The sequence below is a fragment of the Flavobacterium aquatile LMG 4008 = ATCC 11947 genome (assembly GCF_000757385.1).
GTDB classification, from domain to species: Bacteria; Bacteroidota; Bacteroidia; order Flavobacteriales; family Flavobacteriaceae; genus Flavobacterium; species Flavobacterium aquatile.
On sequence record NZ_JRHH01000005.1, the window covers coordinates 200227 to 222718 of the forward strand.

General features: G+C 32.7%; 23 protein-coding genes and 1 tRNA gene. 17 read left to right on the forward strand and 7 right to left on the reverse strand.

The features are described 5' to 3' along the window. The first annotated feature begins 31 nt into the window (after nt 1–31). Both LG45_RS12780 and LG45_RS12785 read left to right on the forward strand, forming a co-directional pair. On the forward strand, nt 32–514 hold the full coding sequence (locus LG45_RS12780) for a DinB family protein (RefSeq protein WP_035127797.1): 483 nt from the start codon (nt 32–34) through the stop codon (nt 512–514). A 37-nt stretch (nt 515–551) separates the two neighbouring features. Next, nucleotides 552–920, forward strand: a complete 369-nt coding sequence (locus LG45_RS12785) for a nuclear transport factor 2 family protein (RefSeq protein WP_035127798.1) — start codon at nt 552–554, stop codon at nt 918–920. 44 nt (nt 921–964) lie between these two features. Here LG45_RS12785 and LG45_RS12790 read toward each other — a convergent pair whose 3' ends face one another. After that, nucleotides 965–1930, reverse strand: a complete 966-nt coding sequence (locus LG45_RS12790) for a helix-turn-helix transcriptional regulator (protein ID WP_035127799.1) — start codon at nt 1928–1930, stop codon at nt 965–967. Nucleotides 1931–2019: 89 nt separating this feature from the next. On the opposite strand from LG45_RS12790, the gene LG45_RS12795 reads away from it, so the two are divergent. The 3 genes from LG45_RS12795 to LG45_RS12805 all read left to right on the forward strand — a co-directional run bounded on the left by LG45_RS12795 (nt 2020) and on the right by LG45_RS12805 (nt 5932). Continuing rightward, nucleotides 2020–2949, forward strand: coding sequence for a 1-phosphofructokinase family hexose kinase (locus LG45_RS12795; RefSeq protein WP_035127801.1), 930 nt, complete (start codon nt 2020–2022; stop codon nt 2947–2949). 164 nt (nt 2950–3113) lie between these two features. After that, nucleotides 3114–4403: a M48 family metallopeptidase gene (locus LG45_RS12800; protein ID WP_035127803.1), complete on the forward strand. Its 1290-nt coding sequence runs from the start codon at nt 3114–3116 to the stop codon at nt 4401–4403. Nucleotides 4404–4405: 2 nt separating this feature from the next. Then, nucleotides 4406–5932, forward strand: coding sequence for a DUF6770 family protein (locus LG45_RS12805; protein WP_035127805.1), 1527 nt, complete (start codon nt 4406–4408; stop codon nt 5930–5932). Nucleotides 5933–6008: 76 nt separating this feature from the next. Here LG45_RS12805 and lepA read toward each other — a convergent pair whose 3' ends face one another. Next, nucleotides 6009–7805 (reverse strand): translation elongation factor 4, encoded by a 1797-nt coding sequence (lepA, locus tag LG45_RS12810; protein WP_035127806.1) that lies wholly within the window; start codon nt 7803–7805, stop codon nt 6009–6011. Nucleotides 7806–8046: 241 nt separating this feature from the next. On the opposite strand from lepA, the gene dusB reads away from it, so the two are divergent. Then, on the forward strand, nt 8047–9039 hold the full coding sequence (dusB, locus tag LG45_RS12815) for a tRNA dihydrouridine synthase DusB (protein WP_035127808.1): 993 nt from the start codon (nt 8047–8049) through the stop codon (nt 9037–9039). Here the strand turns inward: dusB and LG45_RS12820 are convergent. Further along, a complete protein-coding gene (locus LG45_RS12820; protein WP_035127809.1) occupies nt 9036–10235 on the reverse strand; it encodes an ABC transporter permease in 1200 nt (399 codons plus the stop codon). The genes dusB and LG45_RS12820 overlap by 4 nt on opposite strands. Before the next feature lies 1 nt (nt 10236). Next, a complete protein-coding gene (rbfA, locus tag LG45_RS12825; protein ID WP_035127810.1) occupies nt 10237–10629 on the reverse strand; it encodes a 30S ribosome-binding factor RbfA in 393 nt (130 codons plus the stop codon). Nucleotides 10630–10810: 181 nt separating this feature from the next. Between rbfA and mce the strand changes: the two genes are divergently transcribed. The 3 genes from mce to LG45_RS12845 all read left to right on the forward strand — a co-directional run bounded on the left by mce (nt 10811) and on the right by LG45_RS12845 (nt 11772). Continuing rightward, the gene (gene mce, locus LG45_RS12835) at nt 10811–11221 is read left to right on the forward strand and encodes a methylmalonyl-CoA epimerase (protein ID WP_035127815.1); all 411 of its coding nucleotides are present in this window, start codon (nt 10811–10813) and stop codon (nt 11219–11221) included. 89 nt (nt 11222–11310) lie between these two features. Next, a tRNA-Ile gene (locus LG45_RS12840) sits at nt 11311–11384 on the forward strand. Between the two features lie 184 nt (nt 11385–11568). Then, nucleotides 11569–11772: a hypothetical protein gene (locus tag LG45_RS12845; protein WP_035127817.1), complete on the forward strand. Its 204-nt coding sequence runs from the start codon at nt 11569–11571 to the stop codon at nt 11770–11772. A gap of 31 nt (nt 11773–11803) precedes the next feature. Here LG45_RS12845 and LG45_RS12850 read toward each other — a convergent pair whose 3' ends face one another. Beyond that, nucleotides 11804–12394: a riboflavin synthase gene (locus LG45_RS12850; protein ID WP_035127819.1), complete on the reverse strand. Its 591-nt coding sequence runs from the start codon at nt 12392–12394 to the stop codon at nt 11804–11806. 61 nt (nt 12395–12455) lie between these two features. Between LG45_RS12850 and pdxA the strand changes: the two genes are divergently transcribed. The 6 genes from pdxA (at nt 12456) to accC (ending at nt 17422) form a co-directional block, all read left to right on the forward strand. After that, nucleotides 12456–13517, forward strand: coding sequence for a 4-hydroxythreonine-4-phosphate dehydrogenase PdxA (pdxA, locus tag LG45_RS12855; RefSeq protein WP_035127821.1), 1062 nt, complete (start codon nt 12456–12458; stop codon nt 13515–13517). A gap of 80 nt (nt 13518–13597) precedes the next feature. After that, complete coding sequence (locus LG45_RS12860; RefSeq protein WP_035127822.1) at nt 13598–14140, forward strand: YceD family protein; 543 nt, start codon at nt 13598–13600, stop codon at nt 14138–14140. A gap of 9 nt (nt 14141–14149) precedes the next feature. Beyond that, the gene (rpmF, locus tag LG45_RS12865) at nt 14150–14344 is read left to right on the forward strand and encodes a 50S ribosomal protein L32 (protein WP_035127823.1); all 195 of its coding nucleotides are present in this window, start codon (nt 14150–14152) and stop codon (nt 14342–14344) included. A gap of 140 nt (nt 14345–14484) precedes the next feature. Next, nucleotides 14485–15483: a beta-ketoacyl-ACP synthase III gene (locus tag LG45_RS12870; RefSeq protein ID WP_035127824.1), complete on the forward strand. Its 999-nt coding sequence runs from the start codon at nt 14485–14487 to the stop codon at nt 15481–15483. A 22-nt stretch (nt 15484–15505) separates the two neighbouring features. After that, entirely contained in the window at nt 15506–15979 is a 474-nt protein-coding gene (accB, locus tag LG45_RS12875; protein ID WP_035127826.1) for an acetyl-CoA carboxylase biotin carboxyl carrier protein, read from the forward strand. Between the two features lie 93 nt (nt 15980–16072). Next, nucleotides 16073–17422: an acetyl-CoA carboxylase biotin carboxylase subunit gene (gene accC, locus LG45_RS12880; protein ID WP_035127828.1), complete on the forward strand. Its 1350-nt coding sequence runs from the start codon at nt 16073–16075 to the stop codon at nt 17420–17422. Nucleotides 17423–17904: 482 nt separating this feature from the next. On the opposite strand, the gene rpmA is transcribed toward accC, so the two are convergent. Both rpmA and rplU read right to left on the reverse strand, forming a co-directional pair. Then, nucleotides 17905–18165 carry a 50S ribosomal protein L27 gene (gene rpmA / locus LG45_RS12885; RefSeq protein ID WP_035127829.1) on the reverse strand — a complete coding sequence of 87 codons (261 nt, stop codon included), beginning with the start codon at nt 18163–18165 and terminating at the stop codon, nt 17905–17907. A 31-nt stretch (nt 18166–18196) separates the two neighbouring features. Continuing rightward, nucleotides 18197–18874, reverse strand: a complete 678-nt coding sequence (gene rplU / locus LG45_RS12890) for a 50S ribosomal protein L21 (RefSeq protein ID WP_035127831.1) — start codon at nt 18872–18874, stop codon at nt 18197–18199. Between the two features lie 224 nt (nt 18875–19098). Here rplU and LG45_RS12895 point away from each other — a divergent pair, with 224 nt between their 5' ends. Beyond that, nucleotides 19099–20430 carry a M16 family metallopeptidase gene (locus LG45_RS12895; protein WP_035127833.1) on the forward strand — a complete coding sequence of 444 codons (1332 nt, stop codon included), beginning with the start codon at nt 19099–19101 and terminating at the stop codon, nt 20428–20430. 6 nt (nt 20431–20436) lie between these two features. Beyond that, entirely contained in the window at nt 20437–22491 is a 2055-nt protein-coding gene (locus LG45_RS12900; protein ID WP_035127835.1) for a M16 family metallopeptidase, read from the forward strand. Nucleotide 22492: the final 1 nt, after the last annotated feature.

Genomic DNA, 22492 nt, shown 5'->3' on the forward strand with positions numbered 1-22492 from the left:
AATTTGTAGTATAAACTTAAAAAACTATATTATGAACACTACAGCAACAGCTCAAGTAATTAGCAAAGAGGATTTATTAAACCATTGGCAAGGTCACCGAAATTTAACGCGCCGAGTAATTGAAGCTTTTCCTGAAAAAGATTTTTTCGAATTTTCCATTGGCGGTATGCGACCTTTTTCTAAATTAGTAACAGAACTATTATCTATTGGCGCACCAGCTTTAAAAGCAATTGTAAACAGAGATGCAAAACCTTATTCAGAAGACATTGGTGAATTAAAAACCAAAGCAGACTTTTTACAAAAATGGGATGAAGCGACAGTTGAAATTAATTCGTATTGGAATCAAATTTCTATTGAAGATTTTAGTGAAAACTTTAATCTTTTCGGACAATATGAATTTCCAATCATTCAGAATATTTTATATTTTGTTGATAATGAAATTCATCATAGAGGTCAAGGATATGTGTACTTGCGTGCTTTAGGAATTGAACCGCCATTTTTTTGGGAACGATAAAAATGTAACAATACAATTCTAATTGAAAGATCAGATTATGACTAATAAACAGCAAATTGAATTAGTAATGACAGCCTTTGTTAAAGCCGGAGATAACAGCGATATCAATCTTTTGGATGTTGTTTTGCACGAGGACTTTCGAGTAACTAGCAACCGATTTATGGGAACTTCGGGCGTTACTGTTATTGATAAAAAACAGTATATCGCCAACGTTAGAAAAGGTGTTTTTGGTGGAATTCCTCGAAAAATGAAAATAGAAAGTATTAATTATTGTGAATCAATTGCCAATGTAACTCTTCGTTTAGAAAGTGCCGAAAATCATTTTGTTTCCTATAATTCTTTGTTTTTGGATTTTGATAACAGATGGAAATTAATACATAATCTTGCTGTTGTTAATGCAAAATAAGTAAAGATAAAATCCCGAAAACACTGTTTTGATTTCGGGATTTTTTATTTTAAAAGATGTGTTTTGTAGTTTTCTAAAAGTTCCATTATTCGATCTTTTAAACGTTGCGGTTCTACGATGGTTGTGTAATCGGCAAACATCAATAGCCAACGTGAAAAACCTTCTTCTATGTCGCGACACAAAAAGGTCATTTCTATTTTTTCACCTATTGTTTTCTGTGAAATAAATCCGTGGTATTTCTTTTCATTTGCAAGGTATTTGGAGATTTTTTTATCTACCAAAATCACTACTCGTGTTGTTGGGCATTCGTTTTGTTTTTTCAGATACGTTTCCAAAGGAAGATGTTCTTTTGAGAAAGGAAATTCCGTTTTGGTTATACCTTGAATTCGGTCTGCTCTAAATTGACGGTAATCGTTGCGTAAATGACAAAACCCAAAAACATACCAATTATTATTGTCATGAAAAATACCAACAGGTTCAATCGTCCTTTCTGAAGTTTCTTCAGCTTCAAATGCTTGATACTTTAATTTTACCTGTGTTTTGTCAGCAATGCTTTTAAAAAGAATCGTCATTGCATCGGGTACATTTTCATTGAATAAATTTCCTGATGGCGGCTGAATTAAAACCTTCGATTCGATACTAGAAACCCAATCTTTATCAGAACTTTTCATAACCGATTTCAACTTGAACATTGCCGATGCATAATGTTGTCCTAGTTCTTTATCGATGAATTTTTGCATTAATTTTTCGGCGGCAATAAAACTACTAGCTTCTTCACGAGTGAACATAACTGGCGGCAATCGGTAACCATCAACTAGCGAATAACCAATTCCAGCTTCGCCATAAACAGGAACGCCAGAAGCTTCTAGCGAACGAATATCGCGGTAGATAGTTCGTAAACTAACTTCAAATCGATCGGCCAATTCCTGAGCTTTCACAATTTTTTTAGATTGCAATTGAATCAGAATAGCGATGATGCGATCAAAACGTTTTGGAGATTCGTCGAGCATAAAAAGTCATTTGTTCAAAGATAGTATTTTCTAACAAAAGGATAAAAACAATAAATTGTTGCATCTTTACAATAACAAATTTTTTCAGGATGAAAGCACAACAGATTGTAACATTAACTATAAATCCTTCATTGGATAAATCAACTCATTTTACCGGATTTATAGCCGAACAAAAAATTCGATGCGAAAAACCACGTTATGATGCTGGCGGTGGCGGAATAAATGTGTCGAAAGCTATTTCTAAATTAGGCGGAAAATCTACTTGTGTTTGTACTTCTGGTGGTTCATCAGGCGAAATGCTGGAAGATTTAATTGCTAAAGAAAAATTAGATAGTATTGTAATAAAAACCAAAAATTGGACAAGAGAAAATTTTATAGCATTCGAAAATAAAACCAAAGCACAATACCGATTCGGATTTCCAGGAAATGAATTTTCAGAAGATGAAAAAGATAAAATTCTACAAACAATAAAAGAGTTAAAAACCGATTATTTAGTCATAAGCGGAAGTTTGAATGAAGGTGTTGCAACTGATTTTTATCAAAAAATAGCAAAAATCGCGAAAGATTCAAGTATCAAAGTAATTGTTGACACTTCTGGCGAAGCATTGAAAAAAGTTTTAGAAACTGGCGTTTATTTAATCAAACCCAACATTGGTGAATTAGCAAAATTAATTGGCGTTGGACATTTAGAATTACCTGAAGTAGAAAAAGCTGCAAAAAAACTAATTGACAATAAAAGTGCCGAAATTGTAGTAGTTTCACTTGGAGCTGACGGCGCAATTTTAGTTACAAAAAAGGAGACCCATTTAGTAAAAGCACCCAAAGTAGAAAAGAAAAGTACCGTTGGCGCAGGCGACAGCATGGTTGGCGGAATGGTTTGGGCATTATCACAAAACAAAACTTTAAAAGAAGTAATACAAATAGGAGTTTGTTGCGGAACTGCTGCCACAATGAATGAAGGAACACAACTTTTTAAAGCGGAAGATGTGGTGAAGTTGCTGGAAGAAATCGAAAAGTAAACCCGAAAATATTCGTTTTTGGGTTTAGTCTATATTTTCAAATTTCGAATTTTGTGCCTCGAACATAATAGTCGCATTCTCTTTTTGCCTTTTCATTGTATATATCATCTAAATATGTATTTTTGTTTTAGTTTGAAACATCTACAAATCAAGTTTTTATTTAAATGAAAAATAGATTTCTTTTTACAGTTATTTTTTTCGTATCTGTTTTTTTTGCAAATGCACAATCAGAATTTAAACCAATAGATACTTCATCTTCTGCATTGTGCCGTGTAAATCTTGCTGAAGAATACAAAGGAAAATTTACTTTAATCAATAAAAATATTGTATCATCTACTTCGGCTCAAAAGTCAATTATTAAAGGGATTTATAATGAAATACAAGAAAGTTTCTTTGATAAAATCAATCAAAATAATTTTATTTGTGAAGACAATTTATATACTTATCTAAACGGACTGCTTCAAGAAGTTTTAGTTAAAAACAGCATTAAAGAAAATTACCGAATACTTTTATCAAAGGATGGTGATGCAAACGCCTACAATACAGGAGATGGAACTGTTGTTATTCATTACGGATTATTTTTAACACTTGAAAATGAAGACGAATTAGTTTTTGTTATCGCGCATGAAATTGGCCATCAATTCTTAAACCATGTTAAAAGCGAGATTGAAAGTTTCGCAAAACTTTCGACTTCTGAACAAGTGATAAATAAAACAAAGGAAATCCGAAGCAAGAAATATGGTAAGGCAACAATGGCTGGAGATTTCTTGAAAAACATTCAATATCAGAATTATGCCAAGCGTAGAAAAAAAGAATTTGCTGCCGATTCAATAGCAGTAGCTTTTTATAGAAAGACACTTCGTAATCCAAAAGCAGGTGTGACTATTTTAGAAAAACTCGACTCGTCTGATTCAGAAAAAGATTCCCTAACATTTGACGATTATAAATTAATTTTGAATAAAAATGATTTTAAAGTTAGAAAATCCTGGTTTGAAGTAGAAGAAAGTCTTTTTAAAAAATATGACAACGAGAAACGCATTATAGTTGATTCTTTAAAAACGCATCCCGATTGCATAAGCAGAATAAATATGATTCGAAAATATGCTGGTAGTAATTTTACTGAAAAAACAACCATTTCTAAAGATTTTTTAAGCATTAAGCAAGCAAGCACATACCAAAATCTTATTAATTTATACGATCAAGAATTTTATGGAATTTCATTTTATGAAGCACTCAAACTGTATAAAAAAGACGCCGAAAATGTTGTTCTTAAAAACATTATTTATGTAAATCTCTCTAAAATTCTTGAAGCAAAAACGGCTTATATAATTAATCGTTACGTTCCTAAAGTCGATAATAAGAAAAACTCTGAAAGTTTAAATCGATTTATTACATTTATAAATAACTTAAAAACATCCGATCTACAATTAATCATAAACAATTTTAAATCTTAGAAATGAAAATTAAATTCCTTATTCTTTTTTGTGTTTTTTGCTTTGTAGGAAACGCTCAGATTACAAATCTCAACAAATTGTCTTCAGGAAGATTGTATGCTTCAGAGGATATAAAGGATGCAGATAATAATATTAAAGGATATTTTTTATTATTTGAAAACGATAAAGTGGCAAAAGAAACGTATCAGTTGGAATATGTCATTTTAGATGAGAATCTTACTAAAGTAACTAGCGGCATTCTAACAGAAATGAAATTTGAGTCTTTTTTAGTTGATGCAAAAAAGATTGATGTTGCATTGTGGTTAGATAAAACGAAGTTGCTTATTGAGTTTGTTGATGATTTTGGAGAAGTTAAAGCTTATCGCAGATACCGAATTTTGGATGTTGCCACAAATAAATTAAGCGAACCTTTTATTTTTAATAAAAATGCTATTCAAAAAAATCCGGCTTTCGACAGAAAAATGTCTAATTATAAAGAAAATGAATCAGATTTCATGTCTTTTTATGAAGGAGTTGGATTAATTGTACATTCAAAATTTACTGATAAAAAAGAAAAAGTTACCGAAAAGTTTTTGGCTCATTATGATAGTGACTTCAAACAAGTTTGGAAATTTATCTATGAAGATATAGAAAACACTGAAAGTAAAAGGTTTAAGAATTTAGAATACCTTAAGTCAGACAAGGATGTAATTGTAATGTTCAATCATTGTGGTAAAAAAAATGGAACTTATGTCAATGACTTTACAAGCCTGTTCATTGATGCCCAGACTGGAAAACTAATTAAAGAGTTCAATTTTCCGCTAACGGATAAATATGCCTATAAAGTTGTAGATTGTAAAATAACTGAAGATAAGATTTATTTGCTTGGAAATTATTCTGCAAAATCTGAATATGGAAACACCAATGACACAAATAATTTAGGGTTATTCAAATTTGTATTCGACAAAAAAACAGCAAAGCAAGATGTGAACAAATATTTAAGTTGGAAAGAAATTAGTGCAAAGTTGGATGTCAATGAAAAAGGATATATTAAAAAAGAGGGTTATCTTTTTATTCATAATATGCTTTTATTAGAAGATGATAAAATTGTTGTTGTTGCTGAAACATTTATTCAATCTCCAATTACAACAAATAACATGTACTTTTTTGAGCTTACGCCAAAATTTACTATCAATCAAGTATTTGAAGTTACTAAATTTAGAAATAAATTCCCAAATTCACTTGCTCATTCTAACGATATCAAGAAGTACGGATTATTTGATTTTAAAAATTATCAAAAGCTCAGTGATGATGAATATCTCTTCTATTTGAGTGATAATGAAAAAAAATCCAAAAACAGGAAAAAAAGTTTGCTCTATGGAATTGTTTCTTATTCAGATGGTCAATTTAAAAGACAAACACTCGATTTAAAAACGGAAACTAGCAGTATTTATACGATGAATGCAAAAAAAGGATACTTAGTACTGATTGAGGATTTTGATGAAAAAAATAAACCAACAGAAATTAGACTCGAAAAAATTAATTATTAAAAGGATATAATTAAAAAAGCCCAATAACTTTAGTCATTGGGCTTTTTCTATTGTCTATTTTTTATTCTAAAAAAAATTAATCATTCAATTTTAATACCGCCATAAACGCTTCTTGCGGAATTTCAACATTTCCTACCAATCGCATTCTCTTTTTACCTTTTTTCTGTTTTTCAAGTAATTTTCTTTTTCTAGAAATATCACCGCCATAACATTTGGCAGTAACGTCTTTTCTTAATGCCTTTATTGTCTCTCGAGCAATGATCTTTGCTCCAATTGCCGCCTGAATAGGAATATCAAATTGCTGTCTCGGAATCAATTCGCGTAATTTCTCACACATTTTCTTACCAATATTATAGGCATTACTTTCATGAATTAAAGCCGAAAGAGCATCAACCGATTGTGCATTTAACAACACATCAAGTTTAACTAATTTCGATTCTTTCATGCCAATTGGTGTATAATCAAATGAAGCGTAACCTTTAGAAACCGTTTTTAAGCGATCATAAAAATCGAATACAATTTCTGCCAAAGGCATATCAAAATTCAATTCCACTCTTTCAGTTGTCAAATACGTTTGATTGGTAATTACACCACGTTTTTCGATACACAAACTCATTACATTTCCAACATAATCGGCTTTTGTAATAATTGTTGCTTTTATAAATGGTTCTTCAACTCGATCTAAACGTGAAGGTTCTGGTAAGTCTGATGGATTGTTTACAACAAAAGCCGTTTCAGGTTCTTTTTTAGTATATGCCAAATACGAAACGTTGGGAACAGTTGTAATTACAGTCATATCGTATTCGCGTTCCAGTCGTTCTTGAATAATTTCCAAGTGCAACATTCCTAAAAATCCGCATCGGAAACCAAATCCTAAAGCGGCAGAACTTTCTGGAGTAAACACTAATGATGCGTCGTTCAATTGTAATTTCTCCATCGAAGCACGCAAATCTTCATAATCTTCGGTATCCACAGGATAAATTCCGGCGAAAACCATTGGTTTTACATCCTCAAATCCTGTAATCATATTGGTTGTTGGCGTTTTTGCATCCGTTAAGGTATCACCAACTTTTACTTCCTTCGCTTCTTTAATTCCAGATATTAAATATCCAACATCGCCAGTAGAAATAACGTTTTTCGGAACCTGATTTAATTTTAAAGTTCCTACTTCATCAGCAAAATATTCATTTCCGGTTGCCATGAATTTAATCTTCTGACCTTTTTTAATCTCACCATTTTTTACACGGAAAATTACTTCAATGCCACGAAACGGATTGTAATGTGAATCAAAAATCAATGCCTGTAATGGTTCGTCTTTGTTTCCTTTTGGAGCAGGAATTTTTTCAATAATTGCAGCCAAAATATTTTCTACACCAAATCCAGTTTTACCCGATGCGTGAATGATATCTTCTAGTTTACAACCTAATAAATCAATAATGTCATCGCTAACTTCTTCTGGATTGGCACTTGGTAAATCTACTTTATTCAAAACCGGAATAATTTCCAAGTCGTTTTCAAGAGCCAAATATAAATTAGAAATTGTTTGAGCCTGAATACTTTGTGCCGCATCAACAATCAATAGCGCACCTTCGCATGCAGCAATTGAACGAGAAACTTCGTAACTAAAATCTACGTGTCCTGGTGTGTCAATTAAATTCAAAATGTATTGCTCGCCTTTATAAGTGTATTCCATTTGAATGGCGTGACTTTTTATGGTAATTCCGCGTTCGCGCTCCAAGTCCATGTTGTCAAGCAATTGCGCTTTTTCTTCACGAGCTGTAACGGTTTGTGTGGCGCCAAGAAGTCTGTCGGCAAGCGTACTTTTTCCGTGGTCAATATGTGCAATAATGCAAAAATTTCTAATATTTTTCATCTTCGTTTTCTGTCAATTTTTTGGGCGTTTCCGCTGAAAAAGCGGTCGGGCTTTCCGCTACAATCTTTTACTTTTTAAAGAAAAAAGTAAAAGGATTTCCACTTCAATCCCTAACGCAATATTCCAATAATAAGGAATTAATCTGCAAATATAAAGCAAAGTTTTGATTTATAGGTCTGAAACTTGAATCCTTAAACTTGAAACCAACAAAATTTTGTATTTTTGCAAAAAATTTATCACAATGCCCAAAATAGGCAACATCATATTACCCGATTTCCCACTATTACTTGCACCGATGGAAGACGTAAGCGATCCGCCATTTCGTAGATTGTGTAAACTTCATGGTGCCGACTTAATGTATTCCGAATTTATTTCTTCTGAAGGATTGATTCGTGATGCTGTAAAGAGCAAAATGAAATTGGATATTTTTGATTATGAACGACCAGTCGGAATCCAAATATTTGGAGGCGATGAAGAAGCTATGGAAATGTCGTCAAGAATTGTTGACGCCGTTCAGCCCGATTTGGTGGATATTAATTTTGGTTGTCCAGTGAAAAAGGTTGTTTGCAAAGGCGCAGGTGCAGGAGTTTTGAAAGATGTTGATTTGATGGTGCGTTTAACAAAAGCAGTTATTAAAGGAACTAGTCTTCCGGTAACAGTAAAAACGCGTTTAGGTTGGGATGAAAGTTCTATAAATATTGATGAAGTTGCAGAACGTTTACAAGATATTGGTGTGCAAGCTTTAACGGTTCATGCAAGAACGCGTGCGCAAATGTACAAAGGTCATTCCGACTGGAGTCATATCGAACGTGTGAAAAATAATCCTAGAATTACGATGCCAATCTTTGGAAATGGTGATATCGATTCTCCAGAAAAAGCTTTGGAATATAAAAATAAATTTGGTCTTGACGGAATGATGATTGGTCGTGCTGCGATTGGTTATCCGTGGATTTTTAATGAAATCAAACATTATTTTGCAACAGGTGAACATTTGGCTAAACCAACAATAGCCGATAGAGTTGAAGCCGCAAGAAATCACTTAACGTGGTCAATGGATTGGAAAGGTGAACGCCTCGGAATTGTAGAAATGCGTCGTCATTACACGAATTATTTCAAAGGAATTGCAAATTTCAAAGAATACCGATTAAAATTAGTAACCATCGAAGATCCAGAAATTTTGTTCAAAGCTTTAGATGAAATTCAAGAAATCTATTCTGATTATCAAGTTTTTTAATCCAACAATTTTTTACTTACACGACTACTTGCAATCAAACTTGCAATAAATCCCAGTGTTACAATTGTTCCAAAAACGATAAGTACATTTTGAATCGAAAAAACGACAGGATATGCTAAACTTTCGGTAATCATAATCAATTGAAATTGCTGTTGAATTATAACAACAATAATTCCTAAAACTAGTCCGATAATTCCACCAAAAACACTCAATAAAGTTCCTTGAAGTAAGAATATTTTTCTCAAATCTTTTACTTCGGTTCCTAAATTATAAAGCGTTTTTAAATTGGCTTTTTTATCTAAAATCATCATAATCAACGCGCCAATTAAGTTGAAAAGCGCTATGATAATTACCAAAGTAAAGATGAGGTAAACCGCAATATTTTCTGTGTTTAACATTTTATATAAAGTAGCATTTAGTTCAGCGCGATTCTTAACTTCTACTTTGTTGTTAAATATTTTTGCTATTTGTGATCGAATAGCATCTTCATCAGAATTGGGTTTTGTTTTAAATTCAATTCCCGAAATTTGATTGGGTTTATATTCTAATAATTCCTGCGTTAATCCTAAATCGGCAAACACATATTTCGAATCTAACTCTTCATTAATAGCATAAATTCCAACCGGAATTATAACCGATTTATTAAAAGCTTCATCCGGATTTTCGATATTCCCTTTTCCAGGTTTTGGTACAAAAACTTCCAACTGATTATTAAAATCAAATAATCCTAACGATAATTTCTGTGAAATTCCATATCCAACAACAACCTGAACCGTTTTTGGTTTAAACCATGTACCATTAAAAAGTTTTTCAGAAGCTTTATTAACATGAATAAAATTAGAATCAACGCCTTTTATATAGGTAACTTGTTGTTTTTCGTTAAAAGAAAAAAGTACACGCTCTTCAATTATTTTACTAAAACTAACAATGCCATCAATATTTTTGAGCTCTTTTTCTTGACTGGCAGAAATTTCAAACGATTTCCCAGTTTTAGGATTCGCCTTAAAATCGGGATCAAAATCATTCGAAAATGATAAGCTAAAAACACGCAATCCACTAAAAACCGACAACACTATAAACAAAGCCATTGCTCCAACGATAATTCCACCCGAAGCAATTCGAGTAATAATATTGATAGCATTATTCTTGCTCTTACTAAAAATGTAGCGTTTGGCTATATAAAGCGGAAAATTCACTTTACGATTTTTTGCGTTTTTCTAAAAGATCACGATTTTCAATTGGATTTTCCTTGGCAGAAAGCGCATTATCAATTTTCTCGATATAATCTAACGAGTCATCAATATAAAAAGAAAGATTCGGTACTTTTCTCAATTGCAATTTCACACGTTGCGATAAATCATGCTTAATCAAAGGCATGTTAGATTTTACGGCAGCCAAAATTTCGGCAGCTCTATCTTGAGGAAAAACACTCAAATATACTCTTGCAACGCCTAAATCTGTAGTAACAATAACCTTAGAAACCGAAATTATCAAATTTGTAAGTCCGTTTTTTCTCACTTCACCTTGAAGAATATCTACCAAATCATTTTGTAGAACGCTTCCTATTTTTTTCTGTCTATTTGTTTCCATTCGGCAAAAATACGATTTTTTTAAAGCCACAAAGACTCAAAGTCACAAAGATTAAATTTTTTAAGGTTTATAAGCTGGCAATTATTGGTGTAATTAATTTTTTTGGATACATTTTCCCTTTTGATTTTAAATACTTATTTTTACCAAACCTTAGAGACTTTGCGTCTTTGTGGCAAAAAATATGAGAAAAATAGAACACATCGGTATAGCAGTAAAAAGTCTAGAAACATCCAATTTATTATTCGAAAAATTATTTGGCGCGCCAGCCTATAAACAAGAAGAAGTAGTTAGTGAAGGCGTAAAAACCTCTTTCTTTATGAACGGACCAAACAAAATCGAACTTCTTGAGGCAACCAATTCAGAAAGTCCAATTGCTAAATTTCTAGAAAAAAAAGGAGAAGGAATTCACCACATAGCATTTGATGTAAAAGACATTCTGTCAGAAATGAAACGACTACAAGACGAAGGATTTACATTATTAAATGAAGTTCCTAAAAAAGGTGCCGATAATAAATTAGTAGCATTTTTACATCCAAAAACTACCAATGGAGTATTAATAGAGTTGTGTCAAGAAATAGGAGAACAAGTTTGATTTAGAGAATATTAGAAATAATATCTAAATCCAACTGTAAAATACTTGCAATAAATTAAAAATAGTAGTAATATTGCAACCTCATAATTGGTCCTATAGCTCATTCGGTTAGAGCAACTGACTCATAATCAGTAGGTGCTTGGTTCGATTCCAAGTGGGACCACATTTTTAAAAAAAAGACTTCAATTTTGAAGTCTTTTTTTATTTGTAAAAACCAAGAGTCTAAATATTACGTTAATATTAATCATTAACTCGTTTAAGTTAACAAATTGTCGTTAAACGGCTTTATAGCAAAATTATACGACAAATTATTTTGATAAAGATTTTTTTTTTTTACTTTTACGCCCATGAGTGTTGTCCCAAGTCAGAATATTAGAATTATAGTTGGTTTTTTATCCTGCAATGTAATGTTTGCAGCACCAAATCCTCCGCCACCAATTCCGCCTCCACCAGGAACGCCAATTGATGGAGGTATCTATATATTGATCATTATTTCATTCTTTTTTGGAATGTATATTATAAATAAAAAAACAAAAAAAGCTTCAAGATAATTGAAGCTTTTTTATTGATATGTTTTTCATCTTATTGTTTCATAAGATGTAATTTAGAAACATACTTTCCAATAACATCAAATTCCAGATTTATTTTTGTGCCTACTTTAAAGTTTTTAAAATTAGTGTGCTCATATGTATAAGGAATTATAGCAACACTAAATTCATTGGTTTTCGAATTAACAACAGTTAAACTAACGCCATTAACAGTTATAGAGCCTTTTTCTATTGTAAGATTATTCAAGTCTTTATTGTATTCAAAAGTAAAGTACCAACTTCCGTTTGCTTCATAAATAGACTTACAAACACCAGTTTGATCCACATGTCCTTGAACAATGTGACCGTCCAATCGATCGCCAAGTTTCATCGCTCTTTCAAGATTTACAACTTCATCCAATTTCCATTCGCCAAGATTTGTTTTGTCGATAGTTTCTTTAATTGCAGTAACGGTATAATTGTCATTTTCAATAGCGACAACAGTTAAACAAACGCCGTTATGAGCAACGCTTTGGTCAATTTTCAACTCGTTTGTAATAGAAGAGTTTATGGTAATATGAAGGTTTTCGCCTTCTTTTTTTAAGTCTTTAATTATTCCTAGGGTTTCTATAATTCCTGTAAACATTTGTCGTTTTATTTTACTAAATTTGCACTTCAAAATTAGCAATAAATAAGAAGAAATCGCCATGAAAAAAGCAGAAAATATTATCGTTGGAATTTCAATTGGAGATTTAAATGGTATTGGAAGCGAAGTTATCCTTAAAACATTTGAAGATGCTCGAATGTTGGAGCTTTGTACTCCAGTGATTTTTGCTAATGTCAAAATTTTATCTTTTATTAAAAAAAATTTGAACTCAGAAGTTGCTCTTCACGGAATTGATAAATTGGAGCAATTAGTAAAAGGAAAAATTAATGTTTTAAATGTTTGGCGTGAAGGCGTAGATATCAATTACGGTCAAAACGACGAAAATGTTGGTAAATATGCTATAAAATCATTTGTTGCTGCAACGACTGCATTAAAGGATGGATTGGTTGATGTTTTAGTAACAGCACCAATCAATAAATACAATATTCAATCAGAAGATTTTAAATTTCCGGGACATACCGATTATTTAGACCAAGAACTTGAAGGAAATGCCTTGATGTTAATGGTTCAAGATAATTTAAGAGTAGGTTTAATCACCGATCATATTCCGGTTAACGAAGTTGCAAAACATTTGACCGAGAAATTAATAATTCAAAAAATCGAAACTATTAATACTACATTAAAACAAGATTTTAGTATCAACAAACCCAAAATTGCAGTTTTATCATTAAATCCGCATGCCGGAGATAACGGAGTAATTGGTAAAGAAGATGACGAAATTTTAAAACCTACCATAAAAAAAATATTTGAAAAAGGAATTTTAGCATTTGGCCCGTATTCTGCCGATGGATTTTTCGGAAGCGCACAATATGAAAAGTTTGATGCCGTGATTGCAACCTATCACGATCAAGGATTAATTCCGTTTAAAACATTGTCTTTTGGTAATGGCGTGAACTATACTGCTGGTTTAAATAAGATTAGAACATCGCCAGATCATGGAACTGCCTATGAAATTGCAGGAAAAGGCTTAGCCGATTTCACCTCATTCAAAGAAGCAGTTTATCTTGCAATTGACATCTATCACTCTAGAAATGAGTATTTAGACATCTCAAAAAACCCTCTAAAAGTTAAAGAAAAACAATTAGAAACAAAAAAAGGTTAATAACGCTTTTGGTTTTACAATAAATTTATATCTTTGCACTCCCAAAGCCGAATCTTCGGATTGGACAAATTGATGAAATGATGAAAGTTACAAATGAATTTTTAATTCCGTTTATAGGGTTAAAGTTAGGAAAGCATCAATTTGAGTTTCAAATAAAAAAAGCGTTCTTTGATAGCTTTGATTATCACGAATATGAAGATTGTGATATTAAAGTAAACATAGTTTTAGATAAAAAAAGCACCATGCTGGAGCTTTCTTTCAAACACAACGGAACCATTCATGTTCCATGTGATTTAACTAACGAAATGTTTGATTTACCAATAAAAGGTAAAATTAAATTGGTGGTTAATTTTGGAGAAGAGTTTAATAATGATAACGAAGAGTTATTAATATTGCCACATGGAGAACATCAAATAGATGTTTCACAATACATTTATGAAATGATTGTGCTTTCGGTTCCGTTAAAAAGAGTTCATCCAGGCATAAAAGATGGTACTTTACAGACAGAAACATTAGATAAATTATCAAAATTATCAATAAAAGAACAAAAAAAAGAGAGTAAAAAAGAAGAAGATATTGACCCACGTTGGGACAAGTTAAAACAACTATTAACGGATAAATAATATAGTAAAATGGCACATCCTAAAAGAAAAATCTCGAAAACAAGAAGAGATAAGAGAAGAACTCATTACAAAGCAACTGCTGCTACAATTGCAACTTGTCCAATTACAGGAGAAGCTCATTTATACCACAGAGCTTACTGGCATGAAGGTAAAATGTATTACAGAGGTCAAGTAGTTATTGATAAATCAGTAGCTGCCGCTTAATATATATTTAAATTTACATTTAAACTCTCACTCAGTGAGAGTTTTTTGTTTTTTGTAAATTTTAAATTATAACTAAATATTTTTTTGTAAATTCCACCTCTTTTAAATTCACTTTTTTTAAGAGATTATAAAATAGTAATATGAGTACAATTACAGCCGCAATTACCGCAGTCGGTGGTTATGTTCCCGATTTTGTTCTTTCAAATCAGGTTCTAGAAACTTTGGTTGACACCAATGACGAATGGATAACTACGCGAACCGGTATCAAAGAAAGACGGTTACTAAAAGAATCTGGGAAAGGAACTTCTTATTTAGCCATAAAAGCTGCCCAAGATTTACTTAAAAGAGGCAACATTGATCCAGCCGAAATCGATTTGGTAATTATGGCAACAGCAACTCCCGATATGCCAGTGGCAACAACTGGAGTTTATGTCGCAACCCAAATTGGAGCTGTGAATGCATTTGCATACGATCTATCTGCTGCTTGTTCTAGTTTTCTTTACGGAATGTCCGCAGCTGCAGCTTACATACAAACAGGTAGATATAAAAAGGTTCTTTTAATTGGTGCCGATAAAATGTCATCAATAATAGATTATACCGATAGAGCAACTTGTATTATCTTTGGTGATGGTGCTGGAGCCGCTTTATTTGAACCAAATTTCGAAGGTCTTGGTTTGCAAGACGAGTTTTTACGTTCAGATGGTATTGGTAGAGAATATCTAAAAATTGATGCTGGCGGTTCTATTTTACCAGCTTCGAAAGAAACTGTAGAAAATAGTCAACATTTTGTTTTTCAAGATGGTAAAACTGTTTTTAAATATGCTGTATCAGGAATGGCAGATGTTAGCGAAAAAATAATGCAACGTAACAATTTAACCAAAGACAATGTAGATTGGTTAATTGCACATCAAGCAAATAAAAGAATTATTGATGCAACCGCTTCAAGAATGAATCTTGATGAAGAAAAAGTATTGGTAAACATTCAAAAATACGGAAATACAACCTCAGGAACATTACCTTTGCTACTGAGTGATTTCGAAAACAAATTCAAAAAAGGAGATAACCTAATTTTTGCTGCTTTTGGTGGCGGATTTACTTGGGGTTCAATCTATCTTAAATGGGCATACAACAAACAATAAACTATAACTAAAACAAATAATTATGGATTTAAAAGAAATTCAAAACCTAATCAAATTTGTATCTAATTCAGGAGTTGCAGAAGTAAAGTTAGAAACTGGCGATATTAAAATCACTATCAGAACAACTTTAGAAGGAAACTCTCCGGATATCACTTATGTGCAACAAGCTCCAATGCAACAAACAATGCAACAAGCAGCTCCTGTTGCTCCAGCAGCACAAGCTCCAGTTGCTCCAGCAGTTGATGAAAATGCAAAATACATAACAATCAAATCTCCAATGATTGGTACTTTCTATAGAAAACCAGCTCCAGACAAACCATCATTTGTAGAAGTGGGAACATCAATTGGTAAAGGTGATGTACTTTGCGTAGTTGAAGCAATGAAATTATTCAACGAAATTGAAGCTGAAATTTCAGGTAAAATTGTAAAAATTCTTGTTGACGATATGTCTCCTGTTGAATTTGACCAACCTTTATTCTTAGTAGATCCATCATAATTTTAAATTCCAATATTTTAAATTCTAAATCCCAAGTTTATTTCTTAGGAATTGGAATTTGGGATTTGTTTTTTGAATTTTAAAAAAAATAAGATGTTTAAAAAAATATTAATTGCCAACAGAGGCGAAATTGCTCTTAGAGTAATTAGAACCTGCAGAGAAATGGGCATAAAGACAGTAGCTGTTTATTCTACTGCCGATGCCGAAAGTTTGCATGTTAAATTTGCAGACGAAGCCGTTTGCATCGGTCCGCCACCAAGTAATTTATCTTACTTAAAAATGTCAAATATTATTGCCGCTGCCGAAATCACTAACGCAGATGCAATTCACCCAGGATATGGTTTCTTGTCTGAAAATGCTAAATTTTCAAAAATTTGTCAAGAACACGGAATAAAATTTATTGGTGCTTCACCAGAAATGATTGATAGAATGGGAGATAAAGCTTCGGCTAAATCAACTATGATTGAAGCTGGAGTTCCATGTGTACCTGGTTCAGTTGGGATTTTAGAATCGTATGAACAAGCCGAAAAATTAGCCGAAGAATTTGGTTATCCAGTAATGCTTAAAGCAACTGCTGGTGGAGGTGGAAAAGGTATGCGTGCCGTTTGGAAACATGAAGAATTACTAAAAGCTTGGGAAAGTGCACGTCAAGAATCGGCTGCAGCTTTTGGAAATGACGGAATGTATCTAGAGAAATTAATCGAAGAACCACGTCATATCGAAATCCAAATTGTTGGAGATTCTTACGGAAAAGCATGTCACCTTTCAGAAAGAGATTGCTCTGTTCAAAGACGTCACCAAAAATTAACCGAAGAAACGCCATCACCATTCATGACCGATGAATTGCGTGAAAAAATGGGACAAGCAGCTGTAAAAGCAGCAGAATATATTCAATATGAAGGTGCTGGAACTGTAGAATTCTTGGTTGATAAACATAGAAATTTCTACTTCATGGAAATGAATACTCGTATCCAAGTAGAACACCCAATTACAGAACAAGTTGTAGATTACGATTTAATTCGTGAGCAAATTCTAGTTGCTGCTGGAGTGCCAATTTCTGGAAAAAATTACTATCCAAATCTGCACGCAATAGAATGCCGTATCAACGCCGAAGATCCATACAATGATTTCCGTCCTTCACCAGGAAAAATCACTGTGCTTCACGCGCCAGGCGGACATGGAGTGCGTCTAGATACACACGTTTACGCAGGTTACACGATTCCGCCAAATTACGACTCAATGATTGCCAAGTTAATTACAACGGCGCAAACAAGAGAAGAAGCAATTAGCAAAATGAAACGCGCACTAGACGAGTTTTATATAGAAGGAATAAAAACCACAATACCATTCCATAGACAATTAATGGACGAACCCGATTATGTTGCCGGAAATTACACCACAAAATTCATGGAGTCATTCAAAATGAAAGACATCGAAGAATAAAAACAGAAACCATTCGTTAATTCGGATGGTTTTTTTTGGAGCTATTTCCAGCTATCCATTGCAATCTTGCTCAACAACCACCATTTTTCTATGACAAAAAAGGAGCTTCTTTGGTCGCTCTTTTTTGTCAAGAAAAATTGGCGCTTCTTTTCACAAGGATTTCCATTGCTATCTGGGCTAGGGCAATAGTTTTATAGGAAGTTTTGATTAAATTTTCACTTTTGTTTTCTAATTCTAAAATTAAGAAAGAGCTTTGTTGAAATTCTGATTTTACAAAAGACAAAACCAATCTAGCCCTGATAGTAGTGGCATCTCGTCTTTTGGGACGAGATAGAACGGATAGCAGGAATAGGGAAGCCAAAAAGAACCAAGCCATTCGCTCCTAAATAATTTAATGAGATTGCTTCGTGCCTCGCAATGATTAAAAACAAAAAAACCGTTCATCACTGAACGGTTTTTTTTAAATCTAAACTAAATTTAGATTATGCTTCAAAAGGAATAATAGAAACAAACGACTTATCGCCAGCTTTTTTCTGAAATTTCACTACTCCATCAACTCTTGCATGTAAAGTGTGATCTTTACTAATGTAAACGTTTTCTCCTGGATTGTGTTTTGAACCTCTTTGTCTTACGATAATGTTTCCAGCAATTGCAGCTTGACCACCATATATCTTAACGCCTAAACGTTTAGAATGTGATTCTCTACCATTCTTCGAACTACCGACACCTTTCTTGTGAGCCATGATGTTTGGGTTTTATAAGTTAATACTAAAATTAAACAGCTTTTCCACCGTTTAACTCATCTTGTAATTTTTTTAATTCATCCATTTTACCATCAGCAGCAAGTTGTGCTTGTTGCGCCCAAGTAGTTGGATCTAAATGTTGTACTTTGTTAGTTGATGCGTCTAAAATTTCTTTTACAGAATCAGCAGATGCTTTTGCTAATTTAGCAAATGTATCAATTCCAGCAGCAACTAATGCTTCAGCAGCTTTTGGACCAATCCCTTCAATAATTACTAGATCATCACCTTTTTTAGATGCTTTTGGAGCTTTTGGAGCTTTTTCTTCAACTGCTTCTACAAGTTTCTCAGCTTTTGGAGCTGCTTCTTTTTTTGGAGCTGGAGTAGCTTTTTTCCCACCAGTAGCACTAATTCCTTCAATAAGAATTTGTGTTAAATACTGACGGTGACCGTTTCTCTTTTTGTAACCTTTTCTTCTTTTCTTTTTGAAAACGATTACTTTATCACCTTTTAAGTGTTGTAACACTTTTGCTTCTACTGAAGCACCTTCTATAGCTGGGGCGCCTAAAGTGATTGATCCATTGTCATCTAAAAGAAGAACTTTGTCAAAAGAAACTTTTGAACCTTCTTCGTTTGTCAAACGGTGAACATAAACCTTTAAGTCTTTGCTTACTTTAAATTGTTGCCCTGCTATCTCTACGATTGCGTACATAACAAATTGTTTAGTTAATTTTTTTAAGGTTGCAAATATACAAATTAATATTTCTCTTGCAACGCATTTTTGAAAAAGTTTTTCATTAAAAATCAATGGGTTATACTTGATTGTGATATAGTGTTAATTACTTTTCCTAAAACCGATAAAAAAATCTATTTTTGTGTAACAATTATGGAAATTCCATACTTATAACTCTATCAACTAAAAATTTATAGTTTTTTATGAAAAAATCTTTAATCGCTTTAAGTTTATTGCTTATGCTTGGAGGAACAGCTCATGCCCAGAAGGTCGCTTTTGAGGAATATGATTTAGCTAATGGAATGCATGTTATCTTGCATAATGATCCATCTGCGCCAGTAGTTATTACATCCGTAATGTATCACGTTGGGGCCAAAGACGAAAATCCTGAAAGAACAGGTTTTGCTCACTTTTTTGAACATTTATTGTTTGAAGGAACTCAAAATATTAAAAGAGGAGAATGGTTTAAAATTGTTACAGGAAATGGTGGAACTAACAACGCCAACACTTCTGACGATAGAACATACTATTTTGAAGTTTTCCCATCTAACAATTTAGAATTAGGTTTATGGATGGAATCAGAAAGATTGATGCATCCAGTTATTAACCAAATTGGTGTTGATACTCAAAACGAAGTGGTAAAAGAAGAAAAACGTTTAAGAGTTGACAATTCGCCTTATGGTAACTTAATTGGTCAAGTTAAGAAAAACATGTTTGTAAAGCATCCATATCGTTGGGCAACAATTGGTTCTATGGAACATCTTGATGCTGCAACATTAGAAGAATTTCAAGCTTTCAATAAAAAATTCTACGCTCCAAATAACGCAGTTTTAGTAATTGCAGGTCAAATGGATATTGCGAAAACTAAAGAATGGGTTCAAAAATACTTCGGGCCAATTCCAAGAGGTCAAGAAATTAAAAGAGAGAAATTTGTTGAAGATCCAATTACAACGCAAATTAATGCGACTTACGAAGATCCAAACATTCAAAAACCAATGATTGTTGCTTCTTACAGAACACCATCAATGAAAACTCGTGATGCTAGAGTTTTAGATATGATTTCTACTATTTTATCTGACGGAAAAAGTTCAAGATTGTACAAGAAAATTGTTGATGATAAGAAAATGGCATTACAAATTGGTGCTTTTAGTTTCAATCAAGAAGATTACGGAATGTACATTCTTTACGGAATGCCTCAAGGAGAAAACACTGCAAAAGACGTTTTAAGAGAAATGGATGAAGAAATTGTTAAACTTCAAACCGAGTTAATATCTGAAAATGATTTGCAAAAATTAAAAAACAAATACGATAATACTTACGTTAACAGCAATTCATCTGTAGAAGGTGTTGCAGAAAATTTAGCTTCGTTCTATCTATTATATGGTGATGTAAATTTAATTAACACGGAAATTGAAATGTACCGTTCAATCACTCGTGAAGAAATTAGAGATATTGCTAAGAAATATTTAAATCCAAATCAACGATTGATTTTAGATTACGTTCCTGCAAAAGATAAAGCTGAAAATAAACAATAAGACATCATGAGAAAATCACTAATTATATTATCAAGCTTGTTTTTAACTATCACTATGCAAGCACAAGACAGACCACAACCAAAACCAGGACCAGCGCCGGTTATCAATATTAAAAAACCAGTTTCATTTGTATTACCAAACGGACTAAAAGTATTAGTTGTAGAAGATCACAAATTGCCAAGAGTTTCTTTCAGTTTATCTATCGATAACGCACCATACGCAGAAGGAAACAAAAAAGGTGTTGACGATTTAACAAGTAGCTTAATTGGAAACGGATCTCAAAAAATTGCAAAAGATGCATTTAATGAAGAAGTTGACTTTTTAGGTGCTGATATTAATTTCAGTTCAAATGGAGCTTTTGCTAGCGGATTATCTAAATATTCGAAAAGAATTTTGGAGTTAATGGCTGATGGAGCTTTAAATCCAAACTTTACTCAAGCAGAATTTGATAAAGAAAAAGAAAAATTAATTGAAGGTTTAAAAACACAAGAAAAAAGCGTTCCTGCTGTTGCTGGACGTGTAGAAAACGTTCTTGTTTATGGTAAAAGTCATCCAGCTGGAGAATATTTAGCAGAAGAAACTATCAATAATGTAACACTTGCCGATGTAAAAAATAACTACACAACGTATTTTCTTCCTGAGAAAGCATATTTAGTTATTATTGGTGATGTAAAATACAAAGACACTAAAAAATTAGTAGAAAAATTATTTGGAACTTGGGTAAAAGGAAAAGCGCCACAACAAACTTATTCTGACCCAAGTAATGTTCAATACACACAAATCAATTTCGTGGACATGCCAAATGCAGTTCAATCTGAAATATCTTTGGTGAATACAGTAAAACTGAAATTATCAGATCCAGATTTCTTTCCAGTAATTGTAGCAAATCAAGTTCTTGGTGGTGATTTTAATAGTTACCTAAACATGAATTTACGTGAAGCTCATGGTTGGACATATGGTGCACGTTCAAGTGTAGGGTCAAATAGATTTATGGCAAGTAAATTTAAAGCCAATTCTCAAGTAAGAAATTCAGTTACCGACAGTGCTGTTGTTGAGTTTATGAAAGAAATTAAAAGAATTAGAACCGAAAAAGTATCTGATGAAACTTTAAATAACGTAAAAGCTGGTTATATTGGACGATTTGTTATGCAAGTTGAAAAACCTCAAACTGTTGCTCGTTATGCATTGAATATTGAAACAGAAGGTTTACCATCAGATTTCTACGAAAATTATATCAAAAACATCCAAGCAGTTACTGCTGATGACGTAATGAGAGTAATGAATAAATATGTTCTTGAAAATAATTTAAGAATTATTGTTACTGGTAAAGGAAGCGAAGTTATTCCTGCTTTGGAAAAATTGAAAATTCCGATGTTTTATTTCGATAAATTCGGAAATCCTACAGAGAAACCTAAAATGAAAAAGCCTACTCCAGCTGGAGTTTCTGTAAAAACAGTTATGGATAGTTACATCAAAGCTATTGGCGGAGATAAAGCCGTTGCTACTGTAAAAACTATAGTTGTTATTGGTTCGGGTTCAATTCCGCAAGCGCCAGCTCCATTAAAATTAACATCTAAAAGAGATGCAAAAGGAAGAACTTCTTCTGTAATGGAAATGGAAGGAATGGGCGAATTATCTAAACAAGTAATTGGTGATAAAGCAGGTTATACAACATCTCAAGGTCAAAGAAAAGAAATGTCTGCTGATGAGTACACTGAGAAAAAAGCTACTGCAACTACTTTTGAAGAATTACTACTTGCTAAAAAAGCGGATGTAACTATTGATGGAATTGAAGAAATGAATGGTGTTGAAGCTTATGTTATCAAAAACGGAAAAACTACATTATATTATGATGTAAAAACTGGTTTAAAAGTTGCCGATGCTAAAATTGTAGAACGAGGCGAAAATAAAATGACTATTACAACAATGTTTAATGATTACAAAGAAGTTAAAGGTGTGAAAGTTCCATATAATTTAATTGTAAACCAAGGTTTTGAACTAGACATTAAAATGAGTGAAGTAAAAATCAACGAAGGTGTTACTGATGCTGACTTTCAATAAT

What these genes read in the sequence shown, in the direction of transcription:
- LG45_RS12780 (WP_035127797.1), top strand. Translation starts at nt 32, where the DNA reads ATGAACACTACAGCAACAGCTCAAGTAATTAGCAAAGAGGATTTATTA.
- LG45_RS12785 (WP_035127798.1), top strand. Translation starts at nt 552, where the DNA reads ATGACTAATAAACAGCAAATTGAATTAGTAATGACAGCCTTTGTTAAA.
- LG45_RS12790 (WP_035127799.1), bottom strand. Translation starts at nt 1,930, where the DNA reads ATGCTCGACGAATCTCCAAAACGTTTTGATCGCATCATCGCTATTCTG.
- LG45_RS12795 (WP_035127801.1), top strand. Translation starts at nt 2,020, where the DNA reads ATGAAAGCACAACAGATTGTAACATTAACTATAAATCCTTCATTGGAT.
- LG45_RS12800 (WP_035127803.1), top strand. Translation starts at nt 3,114, where the DNA reads ATGAAAAATAGATTTCTTTTTACAGTTATTTTTTTCGTATCTGTTTTT.
- LG45_RS12805 (WP_035127805.1), top strand. Translation starts at nt 4,406, where the DNA reads ATGAAAATTAAATTCCTTATTCTTTTTTGTGTTTTTTGCTTTGTAGGA.
- lepA (WP_035127806.1), bottom strand. Translation starts at nt 7,805, where the DNA reads ATGAAAAATATTAGAAATTTTTGCATTATTGCACATATTGACCACGGA.
- dusB (WP_035127808.1), top strand. Translation starts at nt 8,047, where the DNA reads ATGCCCAAAATAGGCAACATCATATTACCCGATTTCCCACTATTACTT.
- rbfA (WP_035127810.1), bottom strand. Translation starts at nt 10,629, where the DNA reads ATGGAAACAAATAGACAGAAAAAAATAGGAAGCGTTCTACAAAATGAT.
- mce (WP_035127815.1), top strand. Translation starts at nt 10,811, where the DNA reads ATGAGAAAAATAGAACACATCGGTATAGCAGTAAAAAGTCTAGAAACA.
- LG45_RS12845 (WP_035127817.1), top strand. Translation starts at nt 11,569, where the DNA reads ATGAGTGTTGTCCCAAGTCAGAATATTAGAATTATAGTTGGTTTTTTA.
- LG45_RS12850 (WP_035127819.1), bottom strand. Translation starts at nt 12,394, where the DNA reads ATGTTTACAGGAATTATAGAAACCCTAGGAATAATTAAAGACTTAAAA.
- pdxA (WP_035127821.1), top strand. Translation starts at nt 12,456, where the DNA reads ATGAAAAAAGCAGAAAATATTATCGTTGGAATTTCAATTGGAGATTTA.
- LG45_RS12860 (WP_035127822.1), top strand. Translation starts at nt 13,598, where the DNA reads ATGAAAGTTACAAATGAATTTTTAATTCCGTTTATAGGGTTAAAGTTA.
- rpmF (WP_035127823.1), top strand. Translation starts at nt 14,150, where the DNA reads ATGGCACATCCTAAAAGAAAAATCTCGAAAACAAGAAGAGATAAGAGA.
- LG45_RS12870 (WP_035127824.1), top strand. Translation starts at nt 14,485, where the DNA reads ATGAGTACAATTACAGCCGCAATTACCGCAGTCGGTGGTTATGTTCCC.
- accB (WP_035127826.1), top strand. Translation starts at nt 15,506, where the DNA reads ATGGATTTAAAAGAAATTCAAAACCTAATCAAATTTGTATCTAATTCA.
- accC (WP_035127828.1), top strand. Translation starts at nt 16,073, where the DNA reads ATGTTTAAAAAAATATTAATTGCCAACAGAGGCGAAATTGCTCTTAGA.
- rpmA (WP_035127829.1), bottom strand. Translation starts at nt 18,165, where the DNA reads ATGGCTCACAAGAAAGGTGTCGGTAGTTCGAAGAATGGTAGAGAATCA.
- rplU (WP_035127831.1), bottom strand. Translation starts at nt 18,874, where the DNA reads ATGTACGCAATCGTAGAGATAGCAGGGCAACAATTTAAAGTAAGCAAA.
- LG45_RS12895 (WP_035127833.1), top strand. Translation starts at nt 19,099, where the DNA reads ATGAAAAAATCTTTAATCGCTTTAAGTTTATTGCTTATGCTTGGAGGA.
- LG45_RS12900 (WP_035127835.1), top strand. Translation starts at nt 20,437, where the DNA reads ATGAGAAAATCACTAATTATATTATCAAGCTTGTTTTTAACTATCACT.